Genomic DNA, 25450 nt, shown 5'->3' with positions numbered 1-25450 from the left:
CTGTCAGTCCTCTAGCGGCAGGATGGCGATTTCGAACCAGTATTCCTTCAGCCGCTGGATCGCGGCGAAGAGCCCGTCGAGATCGACCGGCTTCTGCACATAGGTATTGGCGCCGAGCGCATAGCAGCCTTCGATGTCACGTTCGTCGTCGGAGGTCGTGAGGATCACCACCGGGATCTTGCGCCAGCCGGCATTCGACTTGATCGCCTCCAGCGTCTTGCGGCCGTCAAGGCCCGGCATGTTGAGATCGAGCAAGATCAGTCCCGGTTTCGGCACCATCGAGGCGAGCATGTCGAGCGCTTCCTGACCGGAAGCCGCCCAGCGGATCGAGTTGCGCAGGTTGGTGCGTTTGAAGGCGCGCATCGTCGCTTCGAAATCGTCTTCGCTGTCTTCGACGATCAGGATCGGTTGCGTGTCACGCTGCTGCATTTTGCCCCTCGCGCTTTTTTCCCAAGGTGAAATAGAATGTTGTGCCGGTGCCGACCTCGGATTCCAGCCAGATATCGCCATTGTGCCGCGCGATGATCTTGCGCACGAAGGTAAGGCCTGCTCCGGTGCCGTCGTCGGAATCCTGCGACTTTTCCAGCCGCTTGAAAATGCGGAAAATATCCTCGTGGAATTCCTGCGGGATGCCCTTGCCGTTATCCTTAACGAAAAACACGTTGCGGGCAACCGTGCCGTCCTTGCCGACGAACCGATCGAGGTAACCGATCGAGACGAGCGGCGCCGGCTTGTCGTTGTATTTGATCGCATTGGTAATGAGATTGCGGAACACTTCGGTCAGCCGCGGCGCGTCGCAGACCACCTCCGGCAGCCGGCCGTCAATGATGACCTTGGCATGCCGCTCCTCCAGCAACAACTCCATCGTCGCGACGACATCCTTGACGATCAAGCCGATATCGGTGCGTTTGACCGCCAGCTGCTGACGCCCGAGCCGGGAGAAATAAAGTAGGTCGTTGACGAGTTTCTCCATGCGTTGGCTGAGACGCACGAGGCGGTTCAGCCGGCGCACGCCGTCCTCGTCGAGCTTGTCTTCATAGTCCTCCAGAAGGAAGCGGGAGTGGTTGTGCAGGCCGCGCAGCGGCTCTTTGAGATCATGCGAAGCGATATAAGCGAATTCATCGAGGTCGTGGTTGCTGCGCTCGAGCTCGGCCGTATAGGCCTCGAGCTGGGAAAGCGTCGTTTTCATCCGTTMTTCCTGCCGGACGCGCTCGCTGATGTCGCGCACGATACCGACGAAGGTCTTTGTCTGGCCGGTGACGACGGCGCTGATGGAAACATCGATCGGAAAGACGATGCCGTTCTTGCGTCGTCCGGAGACCATGCGCGTCGTGCCGATGATGCGCTCCTCGCCGGTCTGCCGGTAATGGGCGAGATAGCCGTCGTGCTCGGAATGGTAGGGTTCGGGCATCAGCATCTTGATGTTCCGGCCGATGGTCTCCTGCGGGGAGTAGCCGAACATGCTTTCAGCCGCCGGATTGAAATTCTTGATCGTTCCACGCTCGTCGATGACGACGACCGCATCAGGGGTGCCGCGCACCAGCGCGCCGAAGCGGACGCGCTCGCCTTCCAGGTGATGGGTGTTGCGCATGAAATAGTAGACGAGGAGCGCGATCAGCCAGAGCGTGGCAGCTGTAATAGTGCGGTTGGCGATCTCCTGCCAGAACGCCGCCTCATTGTGCCTGACGGCGAAGAAGCCGAGCATCAACAGCACGGTGCAGGCAAAGGCGAAGAAAAGCGGCGCATTTCTGTTGCCGAACCAGAGCGCCGTCAGCACCAGCGGCACATAGAGGATGCCGTTGGCGACACCCAGCGGCGTATAGAGATCGACGAGAAGGCCGGTGAAGCAGACCGCAGCCGGGATCCAGAGCGGGATCTGCGCCCGGTTTGCCGGCTGCATCCACCAGGAGCGGGCGAGAAGCCCCGAGCCGAAGATCACAATGCCGATCGCCGTATGCAGCGCCATTGCCGCATAGGGACCCCAGCGGTAACCCTGTTCGGCATCGGTGACATAGCCGGCCAGCGCGATCATGCCGAGCGTGACAACGACGTAGCTCGTCAGTTCCTGCACCACCTGGCTTTTTTTCTCCATGTGGAGCGAGAGCAGCAGCGAAAGATTGGCGAGCAAGAAGACCAACGCCGTGTTCGGTCCCATGCCGCCGCCGATCTTGGCGATGAAATCGGGCGGAACCAGGAAGCGCGTGATCAACACGTCGACATTGTGAAAAGTCCGCCCGATCGTGACGATTTCCACGAGCCGGGCCGCAGCGATCGCCGCCGCAAGCCCCGCCGTGATCGTTGCCGTCACCCGAAAGCGGCGGGCCGCCAGTGTCGAGGCGGCAAGCCCCACGCCGGAAAGCACGAAGCACAGCGCGGTGTTGAAGGCCATCGACGGAAAGCCAGGAACCAGCGAAATGACAATCTCGACCTGCAGCAGCCAGCCGGCAAGGGCAGTCACGCCGAGAAGGAACATCAGGCAGCCGACCGCAATCGCAAAGGCACGGTAGTGCCGCCTTGGCTGGTCCTGCAGGTCCACGTTGCCCTGATCCTGCACCCGTGTGTCCTCCTTCGGTTCGCGCGGCCATCTTTTCCGAAATCGAGGAATACTCAATAGGCAAGGCGGGGCGGTGCCACGCTTTTTGCGAAATGATCTGCGATGAGGTATATCGAATTTCAGTGGAACCGCGATATGGTGATGTCGAAGGACAGCGAGGTTCATTCGAACAATATCCAAATTACGGTGCTAGATGACCACCCTATTTTATGTCGACGACAGCAAGGATGACCTCTTCTATCTCGACTATATCTGCAGAAAGCAGCAGATAGACGTCGATCTATTCTGTTTCTCCGCAGCCGAAATGGCGCTGGAGGCGCTGGAGACGCGCGCGGCGGAAGGCAAGACACCGCCTGACGTGCTGGTCGCCGATCTCTACATGCCACTCGATAGCGGCATCGGCCTGATCACTCGGTTGCGCCTGGATGATCGTTTCAAGGCGATGCGGCTTGCTATCTGCAGCGGATCGGATGCTGCCGAGGACCGCGCGCGCTCACTCGATGCCGGCGCCGATGTCTATCTGGAAAAGCCACTTGACCTTGCCTCGATCGTTCTCAATCTTGAGATGTAGAATACGGCGAAAGCCGGATGACCTATTCCCCCTCATTCGTCCAAGCCATATGACGAACCGCAATTGACAAGGTCGAGGACGCATCACAAGATGCAACCGGAGCGAAGAATATGGAACGCAAAATAAGCGCTGAGAGAACCGATCAACCCGCGTTCGCCGCCACGAACATCAGCCAACCCCTTAGCTGAATGGGTCTATCGGCTCTCTCGCGCTTACGTCTGGCACTGCCTTCTCGCATTCATGGATGTTGAATGCAGGAAGAATACGATACCCAGGTAAGAACTACTGCCCCTCAGTAAAATCTGCCCGTGCATCACCTGTCGTTGAGATAATTGATGATTTCCGCCTTACATATCGAAAGTCCCCGTTTTCGATATCCCTCATCAACCGTCTCGCAATTTTTGTAGCTCTTCGCGTTTAAGACGTATATCCCAAGATTTCGGGATTAGAGGTATTGGCGGGAGGAGAGGAAGAGTTGGAATGAGCAATGCCCCGGCAATTCCCTTTCATGCCGGACCGGAGCTTAGCCGGGCGATCAACCGCACCGATTTTTTCCGTCTGCTGAAGTCGGCGGCGCAGCATTACAACTTCAACAACTTCGCGCTTGCCCGCATTTCCGAGGCTTCGGCCCCTTTCGGTGAACGTGATATCGTCATCACCAATGTCGCCGAGCGACGTGTCGGCCTTTTCATCACGACGTTGAAGGAAGCGCTCGGGACCGTCCGGGCAAAGAGCGCCCAGTTCCTGGCAACGCCCGTCCATGGCAGGAGCGCACAGCCGGAAGCTTACCCGTCCAATCTTGTTTTCAACGAATTCCTGAGCGGCGTCTTTCTCTTCATCCCGCTATTTACGCCGGAAGGGCGGCGATATTGCCTCGTGCTCAGCGGCGAGCGTCAGGAGCCGGATCAGAGTGAGATCGCCGACATGCTTCTCGACGCCATGCGCATTTTCGACAAGCTCTACGAGGAAATCCTGACGCCGGAAATGTCCGGACGGCTGACCCAGCGCGAATCGGAAATCGTCAAATGGACGAGCGAAGGCAAGACGTCGGCGGAAATCGCCATCATTCTCGGTCTGTCCGAACATACGGTCAATTCGCACATCACCGCGGCCGCGCGCAAACTTGACGCTGTCAACCGCGTTCATATGGTGGCGATCGCCTTGAGGAATGGTTTGGTTTCGTGAAGTTGGTTTCGGGATTGGGGAAATGAGACGATGATCACCGAAACGAGCCGAAGGAACACTGTCAAGGTTCTCTTTGTCGATGACGAATTCATCGAATTCCGTGCGCTCAAGAAGAAGATCGCCGATCTCTCCGAGCCGGCCGTCGAGGTTGAATATTCGCCATCGATCGGTGACGCGCTGGAAAAGATCCGCTTGGCGCGCTTCGATCTCATCCTGCTCGACAACCGCCTGCTGCCCAATGCCGATTTCCGCGAAACGGTGCCGGAGCTGCGGGGCATCGGTTACACCGGCCCGATCGGCGTTGTCTCGACCGATATATCGGGCGGCTATTTCCAGGAATTCCCGGATTACGGCGTCGATTTCCGCATCGGCAAGGACGAAATCGATGCCCAGGCGCTGCAGCACATCATCCGCGAATATGTGACCTATGACGTCCCTGATTTCTGGAAGGACGATTACAGCATCTAACCATCAAGCGATGGGAAGGCGGATGATGAAACAGCTGCCGCTTGCATCCGAATGTTCGAGGCTGATATCGCCGCCAAGCGCCGTCAGAAACTCCCGCGCCGTCGTCAGTCCGAGACCGGCGCCCTGGACTGCTCCCGGCTTCGGCAATTTCCAGAACGGCTCGAATATCCGCTCCCGATAAGGCGGATCGATGCCCATCCCATTGTCGGCAATCCGGATGAACCAGTCCGTCCCCTCGCGCTCCGCGGCAATGGCCACACGCGGCGACGCTTCGCTGCGATAGGTGAGGGCATTGGTCAAAAGATGCCGCAGCACCAGACCGAAGAGGGCAGGGTCGGTACGGATGGAAGGCAGGCCGTCGCTTTCAAGCGTTGCCTCACGGACCGCCGTCTCATCGGTCAGTTCGCCCCAGACATTTTCGGCCAACGCCTGCAGATCGATCTCTTCAGGCGTCACCTGAGGTGTGCCACCGGCAAGGCTCATCAACGCCTTGGTGAGACGCTGCGCCGTCTGCGCCTTTTCCATGATCATCCGGAGGCTCTGAAGCTGTTCGCCGTCGAGCGTCTCCTCGAGATCGTCGAGCAGCAGCTCGGCATACATGGCGATATGGCGGAGCGGCGATTGCAGGTCGTGCGAGGCGGTTGCGAGAAAACGCTTGATGCGCTCCTCGCTGTCTCCGGCAACGGTGGTTTCCGGCGGTCTCGTCGGGTCGGATGACATCTGGCGGTTTCCCCGATCTCAATTGCAGCGCCGCGCGTCTTTTCAGACGCGCTAAGGACGCTCTAACACTTTGAATTGGCACATAATGCAGCAGCCGACAATAGAAAGAGGGCGCCGGCTCTGCAACAGGCGCCCTCTTCAAAGATGCGTTAAAAACGGGGACTTAGCTCGCGGACTTGCGCGGGCGACCCTGTTCCGGCGGGATGATCTCGACTGCCGCATCGGTTGCCGGTGCCTTGGCATGGCGGCGGCGCCAGTCGCCCAGGAAGAGCAGGATGGGTGCTGCGATGAAGATCGACGAGGCGCCGGCCACGAGAATGCCGAAGACCATCGGGATCGCGAAGCTCGAGACGGCACTACCGCCCCAGATCGCCATCGGCACCAGGGCGAGGAAGGCCGTCGCATTGGTGTAGAGGCTTCGCGCCAAGGTCTCGTTGATCGACTTGTCGATGATCTCGCGCAGCGGCATCGATTTATAGAGTCGCATGTTTTCGCGCATGCGGTCATAGACGACGACCTTGTCGTTCACCGAGTAACCGACGAGCGTCAGAATGGCGGCGATCGCCGTCAGATTGAAGTCGAGGCCGGTGATCGCGAAGAAGCCGATCGCCTTGGTGACGTCGAGCACCAGCGTGACGATGGCGCCGACGRCAAACGGCCATTCGAACCGTACCCAGATATAGATGAGCATCGCGAAGCTTGCGATCACGACCGACAGGATACCGGCCCAGGCAAGCTCGCCGCTGACCTTCGGCCCGATGACGTCGGTGCCCTCGATGGTGGCGGTCGGATCGATTTTGGCGACTTCGGCCTTCAGCTTGGTCACCGCTGCCGTCTGTGCCTCTTCGCCGCCTTCCTGCCGTTGGGCACGAACGAGAATGCTGTTCTTGTCACCGAAGGACTGCAGCGAGATTTCGCCGAGACCAAGCGTGTTCAGGCCTTCACGGAACGTCGCAAGATCGGCCGGGGCGGTGGTCCTGACGGCCATCTGGATGCCGCCGCGGAAATCGACGCCGTAGTTGAGGCCGGGATGGATGAAGAGCACGACGGAGGCGATCGAAAGCAGCGCTGAGACGGTGATGCCGAAGAAGCGCGCCTTCATGAACTGGATGTGCTTGTCATAGGGGCTGAACGGGATCAACGGCCGGATGTTCAGCACCTTGAGCTTTCTGCGGCGGGTGATCTCGATCATCGCCACACGCACGAAGGCGACCGATGTGAACATCGAGATGATCAGGCCGAGCGCCATGGTCACGGCAAAGCCGCGAACCGGTCCGGAGCCGAAAAAGAACAGGATGGCCGCAGCGATCAGGGCCGTCATGTTGCCGTCGATGATGGTCGAATAGGCACGGCGGAAACCGGTGTCGATGGCGGCGAAGGCGCTCCTGCCCTTGCGCGTTTCTTCGCGGATGCGCTCGTTGATGAGAACGTTGGCGTCGACCGCAAGGCCGATGCCGAGCACGACACCGGCAATGCCCGGTAGCGTCAGCGTCGCACCAACCAGCGTAAGCGCCGAGAAGGTCAGGATCGTGTGAATCAACAGTGCGATATTCGCCAGGAAGCCCCAGGTGCCATACAGAACGAAGATGAAGACTGCGACGAGGACAAAGCCGACGATGCCGGAATAAATGCCCATCTTGATCGCATCGGCGCCGAGGTCGGCGCCGACGGTGCGCTCTTCGATGACCGTCAGCTTGGCGGGCAGGGCGCCGGCGCGCAGCATGGCCGCCAGCGTCGTGGCGCTATCGGCCGAGAAGCTGCCGGAGATCTGGCCGGAACCGCCGGTGATCGGCTCGCGGATAACAGGCGCGCTCAGCACCTTGTCGTCGAGGACGATGGCGAAGGGATTGCCGACATTCTGGCGGGTGATCTCGGCAAAGCGGCTGGCGCCGGCGCTGTCGAAGCGGAAGCTGACGATCGGCTCATGCGTGTTCGGGTCGAAGCCGACGCGGGCATCCGAAAGGCGGTCGCCGGAGATTTCGACGCGGTCGAGGACCGGATAGGATCGGCCCTCATCGTCCTTCAGCATGGTCACGCCGGGTCCGGGCGCATTGTTCGGCGCCAGCATGTGGAACGACATCTTGGCGGTGGAACCGAGAAGTTCGCGCAGGCGTGACGGATCCTGCGCGCCCGGAAGCTGGACGAGCACGCGGTTGGCGCCGATACGCTGGATGGTCGGCTCGGAGACGCCGACCTGGTCGACGCGCTGGCGGATGACTTCGAGGCTCTGCTGGACGGCATTGTCGACGTTGGCGGAAATGCCGGCCGGCGAGAAGCCGACGGTGATGGTGGCGCCGTTTGCAGTGACATCAAGATCGGACTGGCCGGCGCTGAGGCCGGTGCTGATTGGGTTGGCGAGTGTCTTGAGTTCGGTGACGGCGGCATCGCTCTGCGAGGCATCGGCGAGCGTCACGACGATCTGGTTCTGGCTGCGGACCACGGCTTTCGGCTGGATGCCCTTTTCGCGCAGCACGCGGCGCGCGTCCTGAAGCAGCGATTGCAGCCGCTCCTTGGTCAGGTCGGCTTCGTCGACTTCCAGAACGAGGTGCGAGCCGCCGCGAAGGTCGAGGCCGAGCGACACCTGCTCATGCGGCAGCCAGGCCGGCACGCGCTGGAGGACGGATTGCGGCAGGACGTTCGGCAGGGCGATCAATAGGCCGAGTAGGATGATCACCGTATAGGTGAACACCAGCCATGGTGAAGTACGCATGTTGTATTCCTTGATATCGAGGGCCGGCGCTCGGGCGCTGGCGGCATGTCGTCAATGTCGGAAGCGCCGATCGGCGCGAGCGTCAGGCAGCGACCGGCGGTGCGCGCGGCTGATGGGTCCTGGAGACTGCGGCGTGAAGCGAAGCTTCGAATGCCGGAAAAGCGGCTGATATGTTCCAGCCGGCGAAATCAAGGGCCGGAGCGGCGGCAAGGGCAGGCGATCCGGCGTCATGTGCCGTCTGCTTCGGCGCAAGCTTGCGCTCCGTGGCAAGCAGCCCACGCACGGTATCGCGCGCAGTCAGCTGCGGCGGCTGCGGATCTCGACCGGAAGAGGTAAGCGTATTGACGGCAGCGGCCGGCGAGATCACCAGATTGCCGCCGAAAAGCAGGCCGAGATAGGCAAGGATGGCGACGAGGAGAGAAGCGGCGATATGGCTCGTCAGACGGTGCTGGTCCAGCTCCATCTTCTCCGTCCCGGCGATGTCACTCCCGTATCGGCTCAAAAGCGCGCCAATCTCTCATTCTCTTTCCGGCGGAGGGTCATCCGTCGGCATAATTGTATCAGGCCCATGCCCGTCTTCATAGGGCACACTCTCATGATGCACTTGGGCGAGCCGGTCAACCATGCCAAGCGCGATTTCACGCTCGCCCATGATGACTGTGTCGGCGCCATAGTGCTTCAGCTCATCGACCTCGGCGTCGGAATGGGCGCGGGCGACGATGAGGATCGACGGATTGACGCTGCGCGCCTGCTCGGCGATGCGGCAGGCCTCGAAGGCGTTTGGGATGGCGATGGCAATGCTGCGGGCGCCGGAAAGATTGGCAAGGTCGAGCGTTTCCCGCATCACTRCATTGCCCGCCAGGGTTTCGATACCCTGCACCTTCAGCTCGCCGATGCGCTTGTCGGAGTCCTCAATGACGAGAAAAGGTGTGGCTGACGACTTGAGATTCTGTCCGACGATGCTGCCAACCCGCCCGTAGCCGACGAGAATGGCGTGGCCGCTGAGAGCCGTCGGGTGCACCTCGTCATCTTCAGACGCCATCTCCTCCTGCGCTGCTATCACATCTGCAGCGGGAGCAGGGTCCGCCACGACGTCTTCGCGCTTTGCACCATCCAGCAGCGGCCGCATGCGGTCGCAGAGGAAAAACAGCAGCGGATTGAGGATGATCGAGATGATGGCGCCGGCAAGGATCAGATCGCGGCCTTCCTCCGGCAGCAGCCCCAGTTCGACGCCGAGGGCGGCGAGGATGAAGGAGAATTCGCCAATCTGGCCGAGGCTGGCCGAAATCGTCAGCGCGGTGCCGAGCGGTTTCTTGAAGGCGAGCACGATCAGGAGCGCGGCGACTGACTTGCCGATGACGATGATGAAGATGGTGGCAAGGATCGGCAGCGGTTTGTCGATCAGGATGTTCGGATCGAACAGCATCCCGACAGAGACGAAGAACAGCACGGCAAAGGCGTCGCGCAGCGGCAGGCTTTCCTGTGCTGCGCGATGGCTGAGCTCGCTTTCGGCAAGCACCATGCCGGCAAAGAAGGCGCCGAGCGCCAGCGATACGCCGAAGAGCTTTGCCGCTCCGAAGGCGACGCCGAGCGCGATCGCCAGCACGCCGAGCCGGAAGAGTTCGCGCGAACCGGTATGAGCGATGCGGTGCATCGTCCATGGAATGAGCTTACGGCCGAAGACCAGCATCAGCGCCACGAACAGCGCCACCTTGACCAGCGTCATGGCGATCATGCCGCCGATGCCGAGATCGAGGTCGAACAGCCGGCTCAGCGCGGCCGAGAGCGGCTCGACGGGAGCGTGACCCTCACCGCCGATGCTGGCTGCGGCCGGGATCAGCACCAGCGCCAGCACCATGGCGAGATCCTCGACGATCAGCCAGCCGACGGCGATCCTGCCGCGTTCCGTCTCGACGAGGCGCCGCTCCTGCAGCGCTTTCAAGAGCACAACGGTGGAGGCGACCGAAAGCGCCAGGCCGAAGACCAGACTGCCGCCGGTCGGCCAGCCCATGAAGGCGCCAAGCCCCCAGCCGAGCAGTGTCGCAAAGGCGATCTGCACGATCGCGCCGGGCACGGCGATGCCTCGCACCGATAGCAGGTCTTTCAGGGAGAAGTGCAGCCCGACGCCGAACATCAGCAGAATGACGCCGATTTCGGCCAGCTCCGGCGCAAGGTTCTGATCCGCCACATAACCTGGCGTATGTGGCCCCACAAGCACGCCGGCGATGAGATAACCGACGAGCGGCGGCATCCGCAGCCGATGGGCGAAGGCGCCGAAGATGAAAGCCAACACGAGGCCGCCGACGATTGTCGAAATCAAGGGCGTATCGTGTGGCATTGCTGTCTCCCGATCTGGAAATCCCGTTCGTAATATGACATATATGGTCTATATCGACCAATATGGGCAACTTGAAATCATGGGTCAAGGCGCAAGGGAAACAATTCTCACTCCCCCTCTCTGTCGCGCGGCGCGCGGACTGCTCGACTGGACTCAGACCGATCTTGCCGAGAGGGCTGCCGTCTCGCGCAGCACCATCCGCGATTATGAAGGCCGGCACCACGACATCCACCGCGCGACGGAGGCGCAGCTGCGCCTCGCCTTCGAGGAGGGCGGCGTCAAATTTGTGGAGATCGAAGGGGCGGGCACCGGCCTTTGCCTGCCTGATCCAGCCGGCTGAACCGGCTCAGGGTGCCAGGCAGGTGGCTGAGACCTTGTAGATGGAAAGCGCCTTGCCCTTGTAGTTGCCTTCCGTCGGCTGCCAGTTCTTCAGCACCTCGGGCGTCTCGGTGGCGCAGGTGAAGGGCCCGTCCGTCAGGAAAAGCACCTTGCCGGTGATGTCGGCAGGCAGAGCGAACTCCTGCTCGTAATAGCTCTCCGGAAGGCCCGCGGGCGCTCGCGCATAGATCCTGTAGGTCGCATCGCGGAGCGTATAGAAAAGATCGGCGACCATGTCGCGATTGTCGGTGACGATGATGTCGGTGCCGGCCTGAGCGGCGAGTGCGGCGGCCTCGCGGCTGACTTCGGCGCGGCCGAGATAGCGCTTCATCAGCTCGTCGCCGTTCGGCAGCAGCAATTGATGCGGAAAGATCGTCGCCAGCGGAAAAAGCAGGCTGGCGATGCCGTTGATGGTCAACGACAGCCTGAGCCCCTTCGGCCACATCCGGTAAAGCAGCCAGACGGCAAGGATGGTCCCGGCGACATAGGCGGTCACCGCCCAGTTGGCGTAGGCCTTGGCGACGGTTGCCTGAAGCGTGATGAGCACCACCACCGGCATCGACAGCCAGATCAGCATCTTCTCGCGGTCGTCGCTCCTGCCCTTGATCATGCGATAGACCGCCCAGAGCATCGCGAAGAAGATGATCGGCCCGACGACGCCGAACTGGGCGGAGAAGAATTCAAGCCCGCGACGGACATTGATACCGAGTTCGCTCCAATGGGCGATATCCTGCGTATGCCGCACCGTCGTGTTGTCGTGCTGCAGGTTCCACCACAGGTTCGGCAGGGCGACGACCGCCGCGACCGCGACCGCGATGATGCAATCCCGGATGGCGATGCGCGCCGCCGGAATGAGGAGGAGGGCAAGCGCGCCGCCCGGAACGACGAACAGCACGGCATATTTCGTCAGGAAGGCGAGGCCGACGCTAAGGCCCATGACGAGCGCCAGCCCGACCGAGCGTCGCTGCGTAAGGCCGAAATAGGCAAGCAGCGCGATCGCGATGAAGAACAGCAGGATCACGTCGGTCGAGAAGAACACCGAAGAAAGCGCAACGCCGGGGAGCGTGATGTAGGTGGCGCCCGTCCAGCCTTCGATCTCCGGCCCGACGAAACGTTTTGCCGTCTTCATCAGCACCAGTGCCGCCGCCATGTGGATCAGCGGTCCGAGCAGCCTGATCCAATAGATGGCGTTGGAGCCGGAAAGCTCGGTCATCGCCCGGATCACCCAGGCAATCATCGGCGGCTTGGAATAATATCCGAGATCGAGATTCTGCGACCAGAACCAGTACTGCGCCTCGTCGACGAAAAGGTCCGTCGCATCGAAATTGAGCGTGACGACGCGCCAGAGCGTGAAGCCAAGAACGATGAGGAGACCAGATCTGGGGGACATGAACCGATAGTTCCGCTGACATGAAAGGCGCGAGTGCGATACACCAAAGGTGCCGGACTGCCAACGGGGAAGGGTGGGTCTAGCGCATCGGCCCGAAAATCGGAATCGATCTTCGGAAAGCACGATGCGTAGATTCAAAGTGTTAGAGCGTCCTTTGTGCGTCCGAAAAGACGCACGGCGCTCTAATGCATGTCGCGCAAAACTGTGCAGCGGTTTTGCGACAACAACATGCGGAAAACAGAGAGCTAAATCGCGAGGAGCGAATCCGAAAGAATCGCGATGCGCTTTAGAACACCCGAAGCGCGCGGAGATCGCGGTTTGCAGCGAGAAAATCGAGACGGGCGACGGCGGCAAGCAGCGTCATTGCAATCAAGCAGGAACCCAATCCGAGAACAATCATTGCTCTGTCCTTGTCGACGTCATGTCTTGGTTATCGACCGGCATATAACACGGAGCTTGCGTGTGCCTTGTAGCAGCCGTGCAACTCCGCAGCAGTATTTGCTGTGAACGGCCTTGAATTGCTTCAAAAGCCTGCACCGCGAAAGGCTTATTAACCTTCAAGCAAGGAATTAACCATAAACATTGGGTTACACGTCGGAATGGGAAGATGCACTCGTTCCCACCAGGCATGACGCCGTCCCGCCGTACCGGGTTGATCCGGTATCCATCTMTTCAGACAGCTCCGAAACATAGCTGATCAGGGGGCTCGATCCGCCGGTTGCGACCGGTGGTGAGGACCGTCTCCACGCTTCGCGTTCATCGGATGCTGCGAAAGTTTTTGGCCGGGCCTTTGCCCGGAAAGTGGTTGGGGACAGGCGTTGAGGCAGGATATGCCATCAGATCAGGCTCGTGGCGCGCAGGCAGGCAGCTTGCGCGACCGCCTGCGCTTTGCCGGTCTCGATGCCGACCAGTGCGAGCTGGTGCGCCGCAACCGGCCGGCCCTCGAAGCGCATCTGAAGGCGGGCATCAGGGATCTCTTCCACAGGTTCCAGTCATTCCCCGACGCCTCGCGCAATTTCGAGAGCGAGCGCCAGGTCGACCGCCTGCACGATCTGCAGTCCTCGCATTGGGATGTGCTGACGGATGCGCGGTTCGACAGCCTCTATGCCGAGCGCGTCAAGGTTCTCTCCGATACCGAAAGCAAAATGGGCCTCGACCCGCGCTGGCACGTGGCCGGCCATGCCGTCATGCTGGAGCATGTCGTTTCCGGTCTCGCCGAGGAGATCGCCGGCCGTCCGCTGCTGCCGTCGGCCAAGCGCCGCACCCGCGAAATCTCCGATCTGATGACGGCGATCATCCGCATCGTCATGGTCGATGTGGAAATTGCCGTCTCGCTCCGCTTCAACGCGCTGCGCGCCGGGGAGCAGCGTGCGCTTGCCGAACAGCGCGCCGACAACGAGGCCGAGATCGCCCGGATCTTCGGTGATGTCATCGACGGTCTTTCCGCACGCGACCTGACGCGACGCGCGCCCGTCGACGGCGCCTATGCCGGGATCGCCGCCGCGCTGAACGGCGCGTTGGATGGCCTCCAGGCCGAGTTCACCGCCATCACCGAGCGGACGGTCAAGGCGGAAGCGGCGACGGGCTCGCTTGCCGGTCTGTCGCGGCAGTTCGCCGGCACGGCTTCCGGCCAGGCCGATCGGCTGCTGCTTTCCGCTGCGGCCCTTGCCGGCATCGCCGGCAGTGTGCGCGATGGTGCTGCCGACAGCCGCGCTGCCGAACAGGCGGCCGCCACGACGCGCGCTGCCGTCGAGGAAAGCGGTGAGGTCGTCGGCCGCGCGATCAGCGCGATGGCCGATATCGAGCAGTCGGCCGAAAAGATCGGCCAGATCATCGGTGCGATCGACGAGATCGCCTTCCAGACTAATCTTCTGGCGCTGAATGCCGGTATCGAGGCCGCTCGCGCCGGCGATTCCGGCCGCGGTTTTGCCGTCGTCGCCCAGGAAGTCCGCGCCCTTGCCCAGCGCTCGGCCGAAGCCGCCCGCGAGATCAAGACGCTGGTGACGACGACCAAGGCGCAAGTCGACGCCGGCGTGCAGATGGTCGGCCGCACACAGGATTCGATCGGCAGCATCGTGCGTCAGGTCACCGACATCAACGCCGCCATCGCCGGCATCGCTACTCGAACGGGCGAACATGCCGCCAGCCTCGACAGCGTGACTTCAGACGTCAAGGGCCTGGGTGGCGAAGTGGCGGATAGTGCCGGCCTTGCGGAGCGCTCCGCTGAAGGAGCCGACCACCTCCACACCGTCATTCTCGAACTCGGCCAGACGATTCGCGAATTCCGCATCGCCCGGGAAAATGCCACTGCCGGGCGTCAAGCACCGGTTCGCGTGACACCGCCGCGCGCCATCGAGGTCACTGCCCGTCCGGCACCGGCCGTGGACGAATACGAAAATGACGATTTTGGCCTTCCACAGCCCTTCGCAGGCGTCGGAGGTGGGCGGAATGTTTACTAACCTATCGGATGATTGCCCCAGCTCGTCTTTTCGGGCCGGGGATAAGGGGACAAGGAAAAGCTGATGGCAGCAAAGAAGAGTGGCAAGACGCTGGATTTGACAGCGGTGCTCGACCTCAACGAGGCTTCCGCCTTGCGCGATAAACTCCTCTCCCTCCGGGGTAGCGGTCTTTCGATAGACGCTTCCGGCGTCGAACGAATCGGTGCTCTTTGCGCCCAGGTTCTGATGTCCGCCGAGAAGACCTGGGAGCAGGACAAGCAGCCGTTCACCTTCTCCAAGGTGTCCGACGCATTTCAGAAAACGATGCAGCTGGTTGGCGTCAATATTGACCACCTGCTTGCCAAGGAGATTCGGCAATGAAGAAAAAAGTGCTCACCGTGGATGATTCCCGCACCATCCGAAACATGCTTCTCGTGACGCTGAACAATGCCGGCTTCGAGACGATCCAGGCGGAAGACGGCATCGAGGGCCTCGAGGTTCTCGAAGAGTCCAATCCTGACGTGATCGTGACCGACATCAACATGCCGCGCCTCGACGGTTTCGGCTTCATCGAAGGTGTCCGCCGCAACGAGAAATATCGGGCGATCCCGATCCTGGTCCTGACCACCGAAAGCGACGCGGAAAAGAAGAACCGCGCCCGCCAGGCCGGTGCCACGGGCTGGATCGTCAAGCCTTTCGACCCGGCTAAGCTGATCGATGCCATTGAGCGTGTAACCGCTTAAACCCAGGATTTGCTCCTATGGATATGAACGAAATCAAAGAGATCTTTTTCCAGGAGTGCGAGGAACAGCTCGCCGAGCTGGAATCCGGTCTTCTGAAAATGAATGATGGCGATCGCGATCCGGAAACCGTCAATGCGGTGTTCCGTGCCGTACATTCGATCAAGGGTGGCGCCGGCGCCTTCGGCCTTGACGATCTGGTAGCCTTCGCCCATGTTTTCGAGACCACTCTCGATTGCGTTCGATCCAACAAGCTTGAGCCGAACCAGGATGTCCTGAAGGTGATGCTGAAGTCGGCCGACGTGCTCGCCGACCTGACGAACGCCGCACGCGACGGCGGCAGCGTCGATGAAAGCCGCAGCCGCGGCCTCGTCAAGGAACTCGAGGCGTTGGCTAACGGCGAATTGCCGTCTCCCTCGGCATCGTCCGAAGCGCCGGCGCCGAAGGCCGCCGCAAAGGCTGCTCCGGCCGCTCCGGCGCCGACCCCCAAGCCGACCGACGACAGCGGCTTCCAGCCAGTCCCTTTTTCCTTTGACGATTTTGGCGGCGAGGGCGATGCGGGCGGCATGCCGGCCTATGAAGTCATCTTCAAGCCGCGCTACGAACTCTATTCCAAGGGCAATGACGCCACCCTGCTGCTGCGCGACCTCTCGCGCCTCGGCGAAATGACCATCTACTGCAATACGGATGAGCTGCCGGGCCTCGAGGAACTCGATCCGGAAGGCGCCTATTTCTTCTGGAACGTCACGATCAAGACGGACAAGGGCGAGGACGCTATTCGCACCGTCTTCGAATTCGCCGAGTGGGATTGCGAACTGACGGTGAAGCCGGTCGAAGAAGCAAGGGCGGACGCGACCAGCAACGACGAACTGCCGATGGTGCCGGTCCCCTTCGATCTGTCGATCCTGGACGAAACGGGCGCAACGGAAGAGGTTTCCGCCTCAGACGCGCGGGCCGAGGAGACGGCCGCAGCCGTTGCCGCCGCCGAAACTGCCTCCAACGTCACGCAGATGGCCGCAGCCGCCGCCCGCGTCGAGAAGAAGGAATCGGCAGCCGCCGCAGCGGCCGCAGCAAGTGCTGCCGCCCAGAACAATGCCGCCGGTGCCGGCCAGACGATCCGCGTCGATCTCGACCGTGTCGACCGCCTGATCAACCTCGTCGGCGAATTGGTCATCAACCAGGCGATGCTGTCGCAGAGTGTCATCGAGAATGACACGACCGGCACCTCCTCGATCAATATGGGCCTCGAAGAGCTGCAGCAGCTCACCCGCGAGATCCAGGACTCGGTCATGGCGATCCGCGCGCAGCCGGTGAAGCCGGTGTTCCAGCGCATGTCGCGTATCGTCCGCGAAATCGCCGACATGACCGGCAAATCGATCCGCCTCATCACTGAAGGTGAAAACACCGAAGTCGACAAGACGGTCATCGACAAGCTGGCCGAGCCGCTGACCCACATGATCCGCAACGCCGTCGACCACGGCATCGAAACACCCGAAAAGCGCGCAGCTGCCGGCAAGAACACCGAAGGCACGGTCCGCCTCACCGCCAAGCATCGTTCGGGACGCATCCTGATCGAGCTTGCCGACGACGGCGCCGGCATCAACCGCGAGAAGGTCCGCCAGAAGGCGATCGACAACGACCTCATCCCGGCCGACGCCAACCTGTCGGACGAGGAAATCGACAACCTGATCTTCCTGCCGGGCTTCTCGACGGCCGACAAGATCTCCGACATCTCCGGCCGCGGCGTCGGCATGGACGTCGTCAAGCGCTCGATCCAGGCGCTCGGCGGCCGCATCAACATCACCTCGAAGCCGGGCCACGGTTCGGTCTTCACCATGAGCCTGCCGCTGACGCTCGCCGTCCTCGACGGCATGGTAGTCACCGTCGCCGGCCAGACGCTGGTCGTGCCGCTGACCGCGATCGTCGAAACCCTGCAGCCGGAAGCTGCCGCGATCCATTCCTTCGGTGCCAACCACCGGCTGATCTCGATCCGCAACAGCTTCTGCCCGCTGGTCGATGTCGGCCGCATCCTGAACTTCCGCGCCACCCAGGCCAATCCGGTCGAGGGCGTGGCGCTTCTGGTGGAATCCGAAGGCGGCGGCCAGCGCGCCCTGATGGTCGACGCCATCCAGGGTCAGCGCCAGGTGGTCATCAAGAGCCTGGAAGCGAACTACACCCACGTGCCGGGCATTGCTGCCGCCACAATCCTCGGTGACGGCCGCGTGGCTCTCATCCTCGATGTCGACGCAGTTGTCGGCGCCTCGCGCGGCCAGTCGCTCAAAGCGGAAATGTCGTTAGCAGCGGTGGGCTAAGGGAATGTCGTACACTGTAAAAAATCTGAACGAGGGGGATCGCGAGCTGATCGCGTTCCGCATCGGGGATCAGGAATTTTGCGTGAACATCATGTCGGTTCGCGAAATCCGGGGCTGGACTCCGGCGACCGCGATGCCGCATTCGCCTGGCTATATGCTGGGTGTCATCAACCTGCGCGGTGCGGTGCTGCCGATCATCGATCTTTCGGCCCGGCTCGGCATGAAGCCGGCCGATCCGACCGCCCGTCATGTCATCATCGTCGCCCAGGTCCGGCGTAAGGTCGTCGGCCTCCTGGTCGACGCCGTTTCTGATATCCTGACGGTGACCGACGAAACCATCCAGCCGACGCCCGAGATCTCCTCCGAACTCGAGCGTCAATTTGCCCGCGGCATTCTCGCCATCGAGAAGCGAATGATCTGCCTGATCGAACTCGAATCCCTCTTTCCAGAGACCGAAAGCGAAGCCGCATGAGTGTAATGGGCGCAAAAGATCAGAGACAGGGATCCGACGAGGTCCTGGCGAGCGGAGAATATCCGCTGACGCGCCGCGACCTCACTGAGATCGCCGCAATGATCTATTCGGATGCCGGCATCTTCCTCAACGAGACGAAGGCGTCGCTGGTCTATTCGCGTCTATCGAAGCATATCCGCAATCTCGGTCTGTCCGGCTTTCGGGAATATTGCGACCTCGTCGCTTCGCCAGCGGGTGCTGCGCCGCGGCGCGAGATGCTTTCGCACCTGACCACCAACTTTACCCGCTTCTTCCGCGAGAACCACCATTTCGACCACCTGCGCGACCATGTCCTGCCGGAACTTCTGCAGCGGGCGAGATCGGGCGGCAGGGTGCGCATCTGGTCAGCCGCCTCCTCCGATGGCCAGGAACCCTATTCGATCGCGCTGACGGTGCTGTCGCTGATGCCGAATGTCGCGGACTACGACTTCAAGATCCTGGCAACCGACATCGATCCGAAGATTCTCGCGATCGCCCGGGCCGGCGCCTATGACGAGAGCGCGCTTGAAACCGTGTCGCCTGCCATGCGCAAGCAATGGTTCAGCGAAGTCGAGATACAGGGCCGCAGGAAGTTCCAGGTCGACGACCGCGTGAAGCGGCTGATCACCTACAACGAGCTGAACCTGATGGCGCAATGGCCGTTCAAGGGCAAGTTCGACGTCATCTTCTGCCGCAACGTCGTCATCTATTTCGACGAGCCGACGCAGATGAAGATCTGGCAGCGTTTCGCCGGTCTGCTGCCGGAGGGCGGGCATCTCTATATCGGCCATTCCGAGCGCGTTTCGGGTGAGGCAAAACACGTCTTCGACAATATCGGCATCACGACCTATCGCTATACGGCCAAAGGTCTCGGGAGGAAGGCATGAGCGCTCCGGCAAGAGTTCTCGTTGTTGACGACTCCCCGACGATGCGGGGCCTGATCACCGCCGTGCTGAGTTCCGACCCCGAGGTCAACGTCATCGGCCAGGCCGGCGATGCGCTGGAAGCGCGCGAGGCGATCAAGCGGCTGAACCCCGACGTCGTGACGCTCGACATCGAGATGCCGAACATGAACGGTCTCGATTTCCTCGAAAAGATCATGACGCTGCGTCCGATGCCGGTGATCATGGTATCCACCATGACCCATCGCGGCGCCGAGGCGACGCTCGCGGCGCTGGAGATCGGCGCCTTCGACTGCGTCGGCAAGCCGGCGCCGGGCGAACTCAGGCCGTTTGGCGACCTCGCTGAGAAGGTCAAGGCCGCCGCGCGCACGCAACGCCAGTATTCCCAGCCTGCTGCCGCCGTCGCGCCACCACCCTCGGTCGCCGATTTCCGCGTCGGCCGCAAGATCGTCGCGATCGGCTCGTCGACCGGCGGTGTCGAGGCGCTGATTGCCGTGCTGCAGAAATTTCCGGCGAATTGCCCGCCCACCGTCATCACCCAGCATATGCCGCCGACCTTCACCAAGAGCTTCGCCGAACGGCTGAACCGCCTCTGTGCGCCGGTGGTGCAGGAAGCGACCGATGGTGCCCGTCTCGAAATCGGCAAGATCTATCTGGCGCCCGGCGGCGAGCGTCACCTCCAGGTCAGCAGCGCCTCGGCGCCGTGCTGCCGTCTCATTGACCGGGCACCGGTCAACGGTCACCGCCCCTCGGTGGACGTACTTTTCGATTCGGTCGCGGAACTGGCGGGCCGCAATGCCGTCGGTGTGATTTTGACCGGAATGGGCCGCGATGGCGCCGCCGGATTGTTGAAAATGCGCCACGCCGGCGCCAGAACGCTCGGCCAGAACGAAAAAACCTGTGTCGTTTACGGAATGCCAAGGGTTGCTCACGAACTTGGCGCCGTTGAGCAGCAGCTCCCGCTGTCTGCCATCGGTGAAGAAATATTGAAAATGACAGCCGCCCGAAAGGAAGGGACCGAATAAATGTCGATCGCGGAGAAAATCAAAGTTCTGATCGTCGATGATCAGGTAACGAGCCGGTTGCTGCTCAGCGACGCGCTGACCCAGCTCGGTTTCAAGCAGATCACCTCGGCCGGCGACGGCGAGCAGGGCATGAAGATCATGGCCGAGCAGCCGCACCACCTGGTGATCTCGGACTTCAACATGCCGAAGATGGATGGCATCGGCTTCCTGCAGGCTGTTCGCACCAACCCGAACACCAAGAAGGCGGCCTTCATCATCCTGACCGCCCAGGGCGACCGCGCGCTGGTGCAGAAGGCAGCCCAGCTCGGCGCCAACAACGTGCTCGCCAAGCCGTTCACGATTGAGAAGATGAAAGCGGCCATCGAAGCCGTGTTTGGAGCCCTGAAATGATCACTGAGGGGGCAGCCCGCCGCGTGCACATCATTCAAGGCGAGTACAAGGTTCTGAGCGATCCGAATGCGGTCCTCTCGACCATTCTCGGCTCGTGCGTGGCTGCGTGCCTCAGAGATCCTGTCGCCGGTGTCGGCGGCATGAACCACTTTCTGCTACCCGGTTCGGCGACGTCGCCGACTTCAGGTGGCGATGCAACGCGGTACGGCGTGCATCTGATGGAACTGCTGATMAACGGCCTCCTGAAGCAGGGCGCCCGGCGCGACCGGCTGGAAGCAAAAATCTTCGGCGGCGCGAAGACGATCTCGACATTCTCCAATGTCGGTGAGCAGAACGCGGCCTTCGCCGTGCAGTTCCTGAGGGATGAAGGCATTCCGGTGGTCGGTTCCTCGACCGGTGGAGAGCATGGACGCAAGCTTGAATATTGGCCGGTCTCCGGTCGTGCGCGGCAATACCCCCTGACCGGCGCCGAAACGCAGAGAACTGTCGCTCTCGAGCAGCGTCCCGCCGCTCCGCAGAAGCCCGTCGAAACCAGTATCGAATTTTTTTGATGGCGAGGATTTTCATATGACATTTAACCCGGTGATGGAGCCGCCTGCGCCTGTTGAAGCGCTGAGCGACATCCTGATGCGCATCGTGTCCGAACTGCACGATGTCGCCTATCTCATCGAGCGCATCGAGCCGCAGCTTCTCGAAATCGGCGGCGCCGAAATCCTGAATTCGCCGGATGCCATGAAGGTCATGCAGGGCATTGATCTGGCAGTGCAGAAATCGCGCGGCCTTGCCGAATTTATCGATACCATCACCGGTGAAATCCCGCACGGCTGGGCAGTCGATGTCGCAACCGCGCTCAGCCTCGTCAAGCTGGCAGAGATGCAGAAGGCATTGGGCGGCGCCACACGCCACGGCCATTCCCAGCCATTGAGCAAGGCAGCCGGCGACTTCGATTTCTTCTAAAGCGCGTCGCAATCTTCCAGATTCGCGCCTTGCGCTTTAGGCCCATTTTGCGCATGTCGTTTTCGCAAAACCGCTGCACACTTTTGCGCGACATGCTTTGGAACCTTTTCGGCCCTGCCGTTCTCCACGAAACGCTCGCACAAGTTTCGCCGACTATTCGTCTGATGAGGCAATAAGCCTGCTTTGTCTTTGACGGATCGTGCGAGAACAGAATGAATCTGTTAAATCAATTAGTTCAGATATTTAAGAACTTCGGCGCCTTGGGCCGAACGCGCCTGATGATTCTTGGAGGCGTCGGTGCCGTCTCTATCGCAATCGTCCTTGCTGCTGCCCTTTTCGTCAACAAGCCGGCACAGGAAACGCTCTATGTCGGTCTGGACTCGCCGGATCTCAACCAGATCAGCATGGCGCTTGCCGAAGCCAACATCAATTTCCAGGTCGGCACGGACGGCACCAGCATCAGCGTCCCCGCGGGGATGACGGGCAAGGCCCGCTTGATGCTTGCCGAGCGCGGCCTGCCGAACAGCGCCAATGCCGGTTACGAACTCTTCGACAATGTCGGCTCTCTCGGCCTGACCTCCTTCATGCAGGAGGTGACGCGGGTTCGGGCGCTGGAAGGCGAAATCGCCCGCACCATCCAGTCGATCTCGGGCATAACAGCCGCACGCGTCCACATCGTCATGCCGGAGGTCGGAAACTTCCGGAAGGCGGAGCAGAAACCGACTGCCTCCGTCATGATTCGCGCCAGCGCGACCACCGGGCGCAGCGCAGCGACCTCGATCCGCCACCTCGTCGCCTCGGCTGTGCCGGGGCTTGACGTCGATGACGTGACCATTCTCGATTCCGCCGGCCAGCTGCTCGCTTCCGGCGACGAGGCGAGCAACAGCTCGCTGAACCGCTCGCTCAACATCGTCCAGAACGTTCAGCAGGAAGTCGAATCCAACATCGACAAGGCGCTGGCACCCTTCCTCGGCATGGACAACTTCCGCTCCAGCGTCACCGCCGATCTCAACACGGACGCCCAGCAGATCCAGGAAACGACCTACGATCCCGAATCCAAGGTCGAACGCTCGGTTCGCTCGACGAAGGAAGCCCAGCAGTCACAGCAGAAGCAGTCCGATAGCGCGACGACGGTCGAGCAGAACATTCCGCAGGCGGCCCCCGAGGCCGGCGGTTCCGCCGGGCCTGAATCGCAGGACAAATCCGACAAGCGCGAAGAGCAGACCAACTACGAAATCAACAGCAAGACGACGGCGACGACCCGCAACAGCTATAAGGTCGAGAAGCTTTCGATCGCTGTGGTGGTCAACAAGGGCCGCATCGCCAAGATGGTCGGAGAACCCGCCGACCAGACCAAGGTTGATGCCTATCTTGCCGAAATGCAGAAGATCGTCGCTTCGGCGGCCGGCATCGACGCCAAGCGCGGCGACGTCGTCACCGTCACGGCCATGGACTTCCTCGAAAACCAGCTGCTTGAAGACGCCACCGGTGGCGTCCGCGTCATGGACATGCTGAGCCGCAACCTTGCCGGCATCATCAACTCGCTCGCCTTTGTCGCTGTCGCCTTCGTGGTGGTCTGGATGGGTCTGCGGCCGCTGGTGCGCAGCGTCAGCGGCAACGGCAGCTCCGCGGCTTTCGGCGACGCCACGCCGGAAGCGGCCGGCCTCGAGCTTCCGGACTTCGCGCCTGCATCAGGCGCCGCCGGTGGCGCTCTCATGGACGGCTTCGGGTCCGATTTCGGCTTCGACAGTACCGAAGACCTGCTCAGCCTCGGCGACGACGATGGAAACTTCAATCGGCGCGTCAAGGAAGGCCCGGAACGCAAGCTTTCCCGTATGGTCGAGATCAACGAGGAACGCGCCGCGAAAATCCTCAGGAAATGGGCGATCGACGACGCAGCGTAAAGCAAAGGCCGGGCAACCGGCCTTTTTTCATGTCGGTACCCGAAGCGTGATTCCCCAACCGCTGTTTGCTGAAAAGCAGTGACTGCAGATACGAGAGACCCGGCCTGACATTCAGGGTCGGGAATTCGAATAAGACGATAGACCCGACCACTGAAATGCGGCTGTAGCGCGACATGATGAGATGGACTCGCGTAAAACGCGAAGCAAGTTGCGATACCGCCAGAATCACCTTAGCCTCCTTATATCTTGAAGGCTGGAACGAGTGATCGAATCAGTGCATTGGCGACAGCGAAAGTAAATCCCTAGAAGTCGGAGATGGTGATTTGCATCGGCTGGCTTACCCTTAGGTGATTCGAAATGGGATTCGAGCGGGACTTGAATTGAATCCCTTACAGAAAAATTGCTGTTGCACCGAGTTCGATCGTTTCTCAGCCGCAGGACGTTGCCAATGGATATGAATGTAATTCAGGCGAGCAAAGGCGAGAGGCAGATGGCGAATTTCGCGAGTGCGGTGGTGCCGGATCTGTTGCCGCGCGATGAGCTGCTCCAGCGCCTCCACGGTGTCACCAGCAGCGGCAGGTTGCAGTCTGGCCTGCGCGCACTGACGGACTACGTGGGTGCTTCGCACTACCTTCTGGCGCGCTGCGATCTCCTCCAGGAAAGTGGCCTCGATTTCATCGTTTCGTCCGATTGGCCCTTCGACCTGGTCAGGGACATCGCCAATGATCTGGTCCGCGGCTATGCCCGGTCGACCGAGCTGGAAAGATGCATGCAGGTCTTCCAGCCGAATTTTGCTCTTCTGCCTGACAGTGCCGAAGTTCCGGACGGCGCCAGCCGCCAATATTGTTCGGTGACCTTCAATGTCGGCCGGTCGCGGCTGGCTCTGATGTTCCTGTTCGGCGAGGGATTCATTCTTTCGCCGGAGCGGTTGCGCGATGTCGGTCTGCTTGCAGGTTATGTCGCGAGCTTCCTTCGCTGCGGCGGGACGAGGGTCGATCGCGATTTCGAATTGACGGACCGGGAACTGGAATGCCTGTTCTGGATTGCCGAGGGCAAGACCAGCGACGAGATCGCGATGATCCTCGGAATTTCCCGCAATACCATCAACAACTACATCACCAGTGTGATGCGCAAGACGGCGACCAAGACGCGGTCCGAGGCCATTGCTTTCGCCGTCCGGAATAATCTCGTATAGGGGGATCTATGGGGCACCCATCAGGCAGGACGATGAGCAGCGCTGAGCAGCTGCGCATGGTGCGTGTGAGCAGGATTTCCAGCCGGTCCGATCTTTTTCCGCGGCTGATCGCGATGCAGAAGCTCGTCGATGCGCAAGGATTCGCGATCTTCCGCGTCAGCGGTTCGGGCCTTCCGGCAAAGCAGCGGCTTGTCTGCGAGCTTGAGAACTGGGGACCGTCCAATGCCGGTTTCGGCAAGGCCTTCACGGACGCCTATGGCGATATTCTTCTCGACCATATCGACAAATCGCTGCTGCCGCTTTCATGGGCCGGCAGTTACGACCGTGCGGCACCCGGTCCGGCGGACTTCGCGCCGTTCATGACCCGGCTGCAGGACGGTATTCTGCCTTTCTCCGGACTTGCCTTTCCGGTGCGGCTCGGCGCCGTCGGCAACGGTTTCATCCTTTTTACCGGCGATGAGATCGATCCCTCGAGCGATACCATCGTCGAGCTGCACGGTCGCTGCTGCCATATCATGATGGATCTACTCTCGCTCGACGAACGCCGCACCGCCGCCGCCGAGGCGCTCAGCGAACGCGAGATCGCCTGTCTGCAGCTTGCCGGCGACGGCCGCATCAGCGAAGAGATTGCCGACAAGCTTGGCCTGTCGGTGCACACCGTGAACGCCTATCTCGGCTCGGCGACCATCAAGCTCGATTCCGTCAACCRTATCCAGGCGATCGCCAAGGCAATCCGGCTCGGTTACATCAGCTGAACCCGCGCAGTCCTTACAGCGTGCGTCG

At 61.2% G+C, this 25450-nt stretch carries 24 protein-coding genes; 17 read left to right on the top strand and 7 right to left on the bottom strand.

Annotated features, from left to right (window positions below; genetic code table 11):
• Positions 1-3 precede the first annotated feature (3 nt).
• Positions 4-429, bottom strand: coding sequence for a response regulator (locus tag AC1D1Z_RS08205; RefSeq protein WP_018244782.1), 426 nt, complete (start codon positions 427-429; stop codon positions 4-6).
• Positions 416-2719: a sensor histidine kinase gene (locus tag AC1D1Z_RS08200; RefSeq protein ID WP_477850110.1), complete on the bottom strand. Its 2304-nt coding sequence runs from the start codon at positions 2717-2719 to the stop codon at positions 416-418. Before AC1D1Z_RS08200 ends, AC1D1Z_RS08205 begins: the two co-directional genes overlap by 14 nt.
• A 28-nt stretch (positions 2720-2747) precedes the next feature.
• Here AC1D1Z_RS08200 and AC1D1Z_RS08195 point away from each other — a divergent pair, with 28 nt between their 5' ends.
• The 3 genes from AC1D1Z_RS08195 to AC1D1Z_RS08185 all read left to right on the top strand — a co-directional run bounded on the left by AC1D1Z_RS08195 (position 2748) and on the right by AC1D1Z_RS08185 (position 4778).
• Positions 2748-3125, top strand: coding sequence for a response regulator (locus AC1D1Z_RS08195; RefSeq protein ID WP_130728873.1), 378 nt, complete (start codon positions 2748-2750; stop codon positions 3123-3125).
• A 480-nt stretch (positions 3126-3605) separates the two neighbouring features.
• Complete coding sequence (locus AC1D1Z_RS08190) at positions 3606-4310, top strand: response regulator transcription factor (RefSeq protein ID WP_018244785.1); 705 nt, start codon at positions 3606-3608, stop codon at positions 4308-4310.
• Positions 4311-4340: 30 nt separating this feature from the next.
• Positions 4341-4778 (top strand): response regulator, encoded by a 438-nt coding sequence (locus AC1D1Z_RS08185; RefSeq protein WP_018445830.1) that lies wholly within the window; start codon positions 4341-4343, stop codon positions 4776-4778.
• 3 nt (positions 4779-4781) lie between these two features.
• Here AC1D1Z_RS08185 and AC1D1Z_RS08180 read toward each other — a convergent pair whose 3' ends face one another.
• The 4 genes from AC1D1Z_RS08180 to ybaL all read right to left on the bottom strand — a co-directional run bounded on the left by AC1D1Z_RS08180 (position 4782) and on the right by ybaL (position 10546).
• A complete protein-coding gene (locus tag AC1D1Z_RS08180) occupies positions 4782-5498 on the bottom strand; it encodes a sensor histidine kinase (RefSeq protein ID WP_130759257.1) in 717 nt (238 codons plus the stop codon).
• 163 nt (positions 5499-5661) lie between these two features.
• A complete protein-coding gene (gene secD / locus AC1D1Z_RS08175; RefSeq protein ID WP_477850106.1) occupies positions 5662-8208 on the bottom strand; it encodes a protein translocase subunit SecD in 2547 nt (848 codons plus the stop codon).
• Between the two features lie 82 nt (positions 8209-8290).
• A complete protein-coding gene (locus AC1D1Z_RS08170; RefSeq protein WP_130759258.1) occupies positions 8291-8671 on the bottom strand; it encodes a hypothetical protein in 381 nt (126 codons plus the stop codon).
• Positions 8672-8725: 54 nt separating this feature from the next.
• Entirely contained in the window at positions 8726-10546 is a 1821-nt protein-coding gene (gene ybaL, locus AC1D1Z_RS08165; protein WP_477850104.1) for a YbaL family putative K(+) efflux transporter, read from the bottom strand.
• A 34-nt stretch (positions 10547-10580) separates the two neighbouring features.
• On the opposite strand from ybaL, the gene AC1D1Z_RS08160 reads away from it, so the two are divergent.
• The gene (locus AC1D1Z_RS08160) at positions 10581-10886 is read left to right on the top strand and encodes a helix-turn-helix transcriptional regulator (RefSeq protein ID WP_018244791.1); all 306 of its coding nucleotides are present in this window, start codon (positions 10581-10583) and stop codon (positions 10884-10886) included.
• Positions 10887-10892: 6 nt separating this feature from the next.
• On the opposite strand, the gene AC1D1Z_RS08155 is transcribed toward AC1D1Z_RS08160, so the two are convergent.
• Entirely contained in the window at positions 10893-12314 is a 1422-nt protein-coding gene (locus tag AC1D1Z_RS08155; protein WP_131647251.1) for an ArnT family glycosyltransferase, read from the bottom strand.
• An 830-nt stretch (positions 12315-13144) separates the two neighbouring features.
• Here AC1D1Z_RS08155 and AC1D1Z_RS08150 point away from each other — a divergent pair.
• The 13 genes from AC1D1Z_RS08150 (at position 13145) to visR (ending at position 25422) form a co-directional block, all read left to right on the top strand.
• The gene (locus tag AC1D1Z_RS08150; RefSeq protein WP_446947549.1) at positions 13145-14773 is read left to right on the top strand and encodes a globin-coupled sensor protein; all 1629 of its coding nucleotides are present in this window, start codon (positions 13145-13147) and stop codon (positions 14771-14773) included.
• 63 nt (positions 14774-14836) lie between these two features.
• A complete protein-coding gene (locus tag AC1D1Z_RS08145; RefSeq protein WP_003545491.1) occupies positions 14837-15133 on the top strand; it encodes an STAS domain-containing protein in 297 nt (98 codons plus the stop codon).
• On the top strand, positions 15130-15495 hold the full coding sequence (gene cheY1 / locus AC1D1Z_RS08140; protein ID WP_003545492.1) for a chemotaxis response regulator CheY1: 366 nt from the start codon (positions 15130-15132) through the stop codon (positions 15493-15495). Before AC1D1Z_RS08145 ends, cheY1 begins: the two co-directional genes overlap by 4 nt.
• A 17-nt stretch (positions 15496-15512) precedes the next feature.
• A complete protein-coding gene (locus AC1D1Z_RS08135) occupies positions 15513-17804 on the top strand; it encodes a chemotaxis protein CheA (RefSeq protein WP_018244794.1) in 2292 nt (763 codons plus the stop codon).
• 4 nt (positions 17805-17808) lie between these two features.
• Positions 17809-18276: a chemotaxis protein CheW gene (locus AC1D1Z_RS08130; protein ID WP_131609408.1), complete on the top strand. Its 468-nt coding sequence runs from the start codon at positions 17809-17811 to the stop codon at positions 18274-18276.
• The gene (gene cheR, locus AC1D1Z_RS08125; RefSeq protein WP_017992932.1) at positions 18273-19181 is read left to right on the top strand and encodes a protein-glutamate O-methyltransferase CheR; all 909 of its coding nucleotides are present in this window, start codon (positions 18273-18275) and stop codon (positions 19179-19181) included. Before AC1D1Z_RS08130 ends, cheR begins: the two co-directional genes overlap by 4 nt.
• Positions 19178-20221: a protein-glutamate O-methylesterase CheB gene (cheB, locus tag AC1D1Z_RS08120; RefSeq protein ID WP_018445823.1), complete on the top strand. Its 1044-nt coding sequence runs from the start codon at positions 19178-19180 to the stop codon at positions 20219-20221. Before cheR ends, cheB begins: the two co-directional genes overlap by 4 nt.
• Positions 20222-20611 carry a response regulator gene (locus AC1D1Z_RS08115; RefSeq protein WP_003556488.1) on the top strand — a complete coding sequence of 130 codons (390 nt, stop codon included), beginning with the start codon at positions 20222-20224 and terminating at the stop codon, positions 20609-20611.
• Positions 20608-21162 (top strand): chemoreceptor glutamine deamidase CheD, encoded by a 555-nt coding sequence (cheD, locus tag AC1D1Z_RS08110; protein WP_018244796.1) that lies wholly within the window; start codon positions 20608-20610, stop codon positions 21160-21162. Before AC1D1Z_RS08115 ends, cheD begins: the two co-directional genes overlap by 4 nt.
• 16 nt (positions 21163-21178) lie before the next feature.
• Positions 21179-21568, top strand: a complete 390-nt coding sequence (gene cheT, locus AC1D1Z_RS08105; RefSeq protein ID WP_018072555.1) for a chemotaxis protein CheT — start codon at positions 21179-21181, stop codon at positions 21566-21568.
• Between the two features lie 212 nt (positions 21569-21780).
• Positions 21781-23472 (top strand): flagellar basal-body MS-ring/collar protein FliF, encoded by a 1692-nt coding sequence (gene fliF, locus AC1D1Z_RS08100; protein WP_018244797.1) that lies wholly within the window; start codon positions 21781-21783, stop codon positions 23470-23472.
• 448 nt (positions 23473-23920) lie between these two features.
• Positions 23921-24667, top strand: a complete 747-nt coding sequence (gene visN / locus AC1D1Z_RS08095) for a transcriptional regulator VisN (protein ID WP_028734030.1) — start codon at positions 23921-23923, stop codon at positions 24665-24667.
• Between the two features lie 8 nt (positions 24668-24675).
• The gene (gene visR / locus AC1D1Z_RS08090) at positions 24676-25422 is read left to right on the top strand and encodes a transcriptional regulator VisR (protein ID WP_477850097.1); all 747 of its coding nucleotides are present in this window, start codon (positions 24676-24678) and stop codon (positions 25420-25422) included.
• Positions 25423-25450: the final 28 nt, after the last annotated feature.

The organism is Rhizobium sp. P1_E1, assembly GCF_056406015.1.
This window is presented reverse-complemented; position numbering and strand designations above follow the sequence as displayed.

Excerpts from the sequence above, each read along its gene's own strand:
- AC1D1Z_RS08205 (WP_018244782.1), bottom strand. The coding sequence starts at position 429 with ATGCAGCAGCGTGACACGCAACCGATCCTGATCGTCGAAGACAGCGAA.
- AC1D1Z_RS08195 (WP_130728873.1), top strand. The coding sequence starts at position 2,748 with ATGACCACCCTATTTTATGTCGACGACAGCAAGGATGACCTCTTCTAT.
- AC1D1Z_RS08190 (WP_018244785.1), top strand. The coding sequence starts at position 3,606 with ATGAGCAATGCCCCGGCAATTCCCTTTCATGCCGGACCGGAGCTTAGC.
- AC1D1Z_RS08185 (WP_018445830.1), top strand. The coding sequence starts at position 4,341 with ATGATCACCGAAACGAGCCGAAGGAACACTGTCAAGGTTCTCTTTGTC.
- AC1D1Z_RS08180 (WP_130759257.1), bottom strand. The coding sequence starts at position 5,498 with ATGTCATCCGACCCGACGAGACCGCCGGAAACCACCGTTGCCGGAGAC.
- AC1D1Z_RS08170 (WP_130759258.1), bottom strand. The coding sequence starts at position 8,671 with ATGGAGCTGGACCAGCACCGTCTGACGAGCCATATCGCCGCTTCTCTC.
- AC1D1Z_RS08160 (WP_018244791.1), top strand. The coding sequence starts at position 10,581 with ATGACATATATGGTCTATATCGACCAATATGGGCAACTTGAAATCATG.
- AC1D1Z_RS08155 (WP_131647251.1), bottom strand. The coding sequence starts at position 12,314 with ATGTCCCCCAGATCTGGTCTCCTCATCGTTCTTGGCTTCACGCTCTGG.
- AC1D1Z_RS08150 (WP_446947549.1), top strand. The coding sequence starts at position 13,145 with ATGCCATCAGATCAGGCTCGTGGCGCGCAGGCAGGCAGCTTGCGCGAC.
- AC1D1Z_RS08145 (WP_003545491.1), top strand. The coding sequence starts at position 14,837 with ATGGCAGCAAAGAAGAGTGGCAAGACGCTGGATTTGACAGCGGTGCTC.
- cheY1 (WP_003545492.1), top strand. The coding sequence starts at position 15,130 with ATGAAGAAAAAAGTGCTCACCGTGGATGATTCCCGCACCATCCGAAAC.
- AC1D1Z_RS08135 (WP_018244794.1), top strand. The coding sequence starts at position 15,513 with ATGGATATGAACGAAATCAAAGAGATCTTTTTCCAGGAGTGCGAGGAA.
- AC1D1Z_RS08130 (WP_131609408.1), top strand. The coding sequence starts at position 17,809 with ATGTCGTACACTGTAAAAAATCTGAACGAGGGGGATCGCGAGCTGATC.
- cheR (WP_017992932.1), top strand. The coding sequence starts at position 18,273 with ATGAGTGTAATGGGCGCAAAAGATCAGAGACAGGGATCCGACGAGGTC.
- cheB (WP_018445823.1), top strand. The coding sequence starts at position 19,178 with ATGAGCGCTCCGGCAAGAGTTCTCGTTGTTGACGACTCCCCGACGATG.
- AC1D1Z_RS08115 (WP_003556488.1), top strand. The coding sequence starts at position 20,222 with ATGTCGATCGCGGAGAAAATCAAAGTTCTGATCGTCGATGATCAGGTA.
- cheT (WP_018072555.1), top strand. The coding sequence starts at position 21,179 with ATGACATTTAACCCGGTGATGGAGCCGCCTGCGCCTGTTGAAGCGCTG.
- fliF (WP_018244797.1), top strand. The coding sequence starts at position 21,781 with ATGAATCTGTTAAATCAATTAGTTCAGATATTTAAGAACTTCGGCGCC.
- visN (WP_028734030.1), top strand. The coding sequence starts at position 23,921 with ATGGATATGAATGTAATTCAGGCGAGCAAAGGCGAGAGGCAGATGGCG.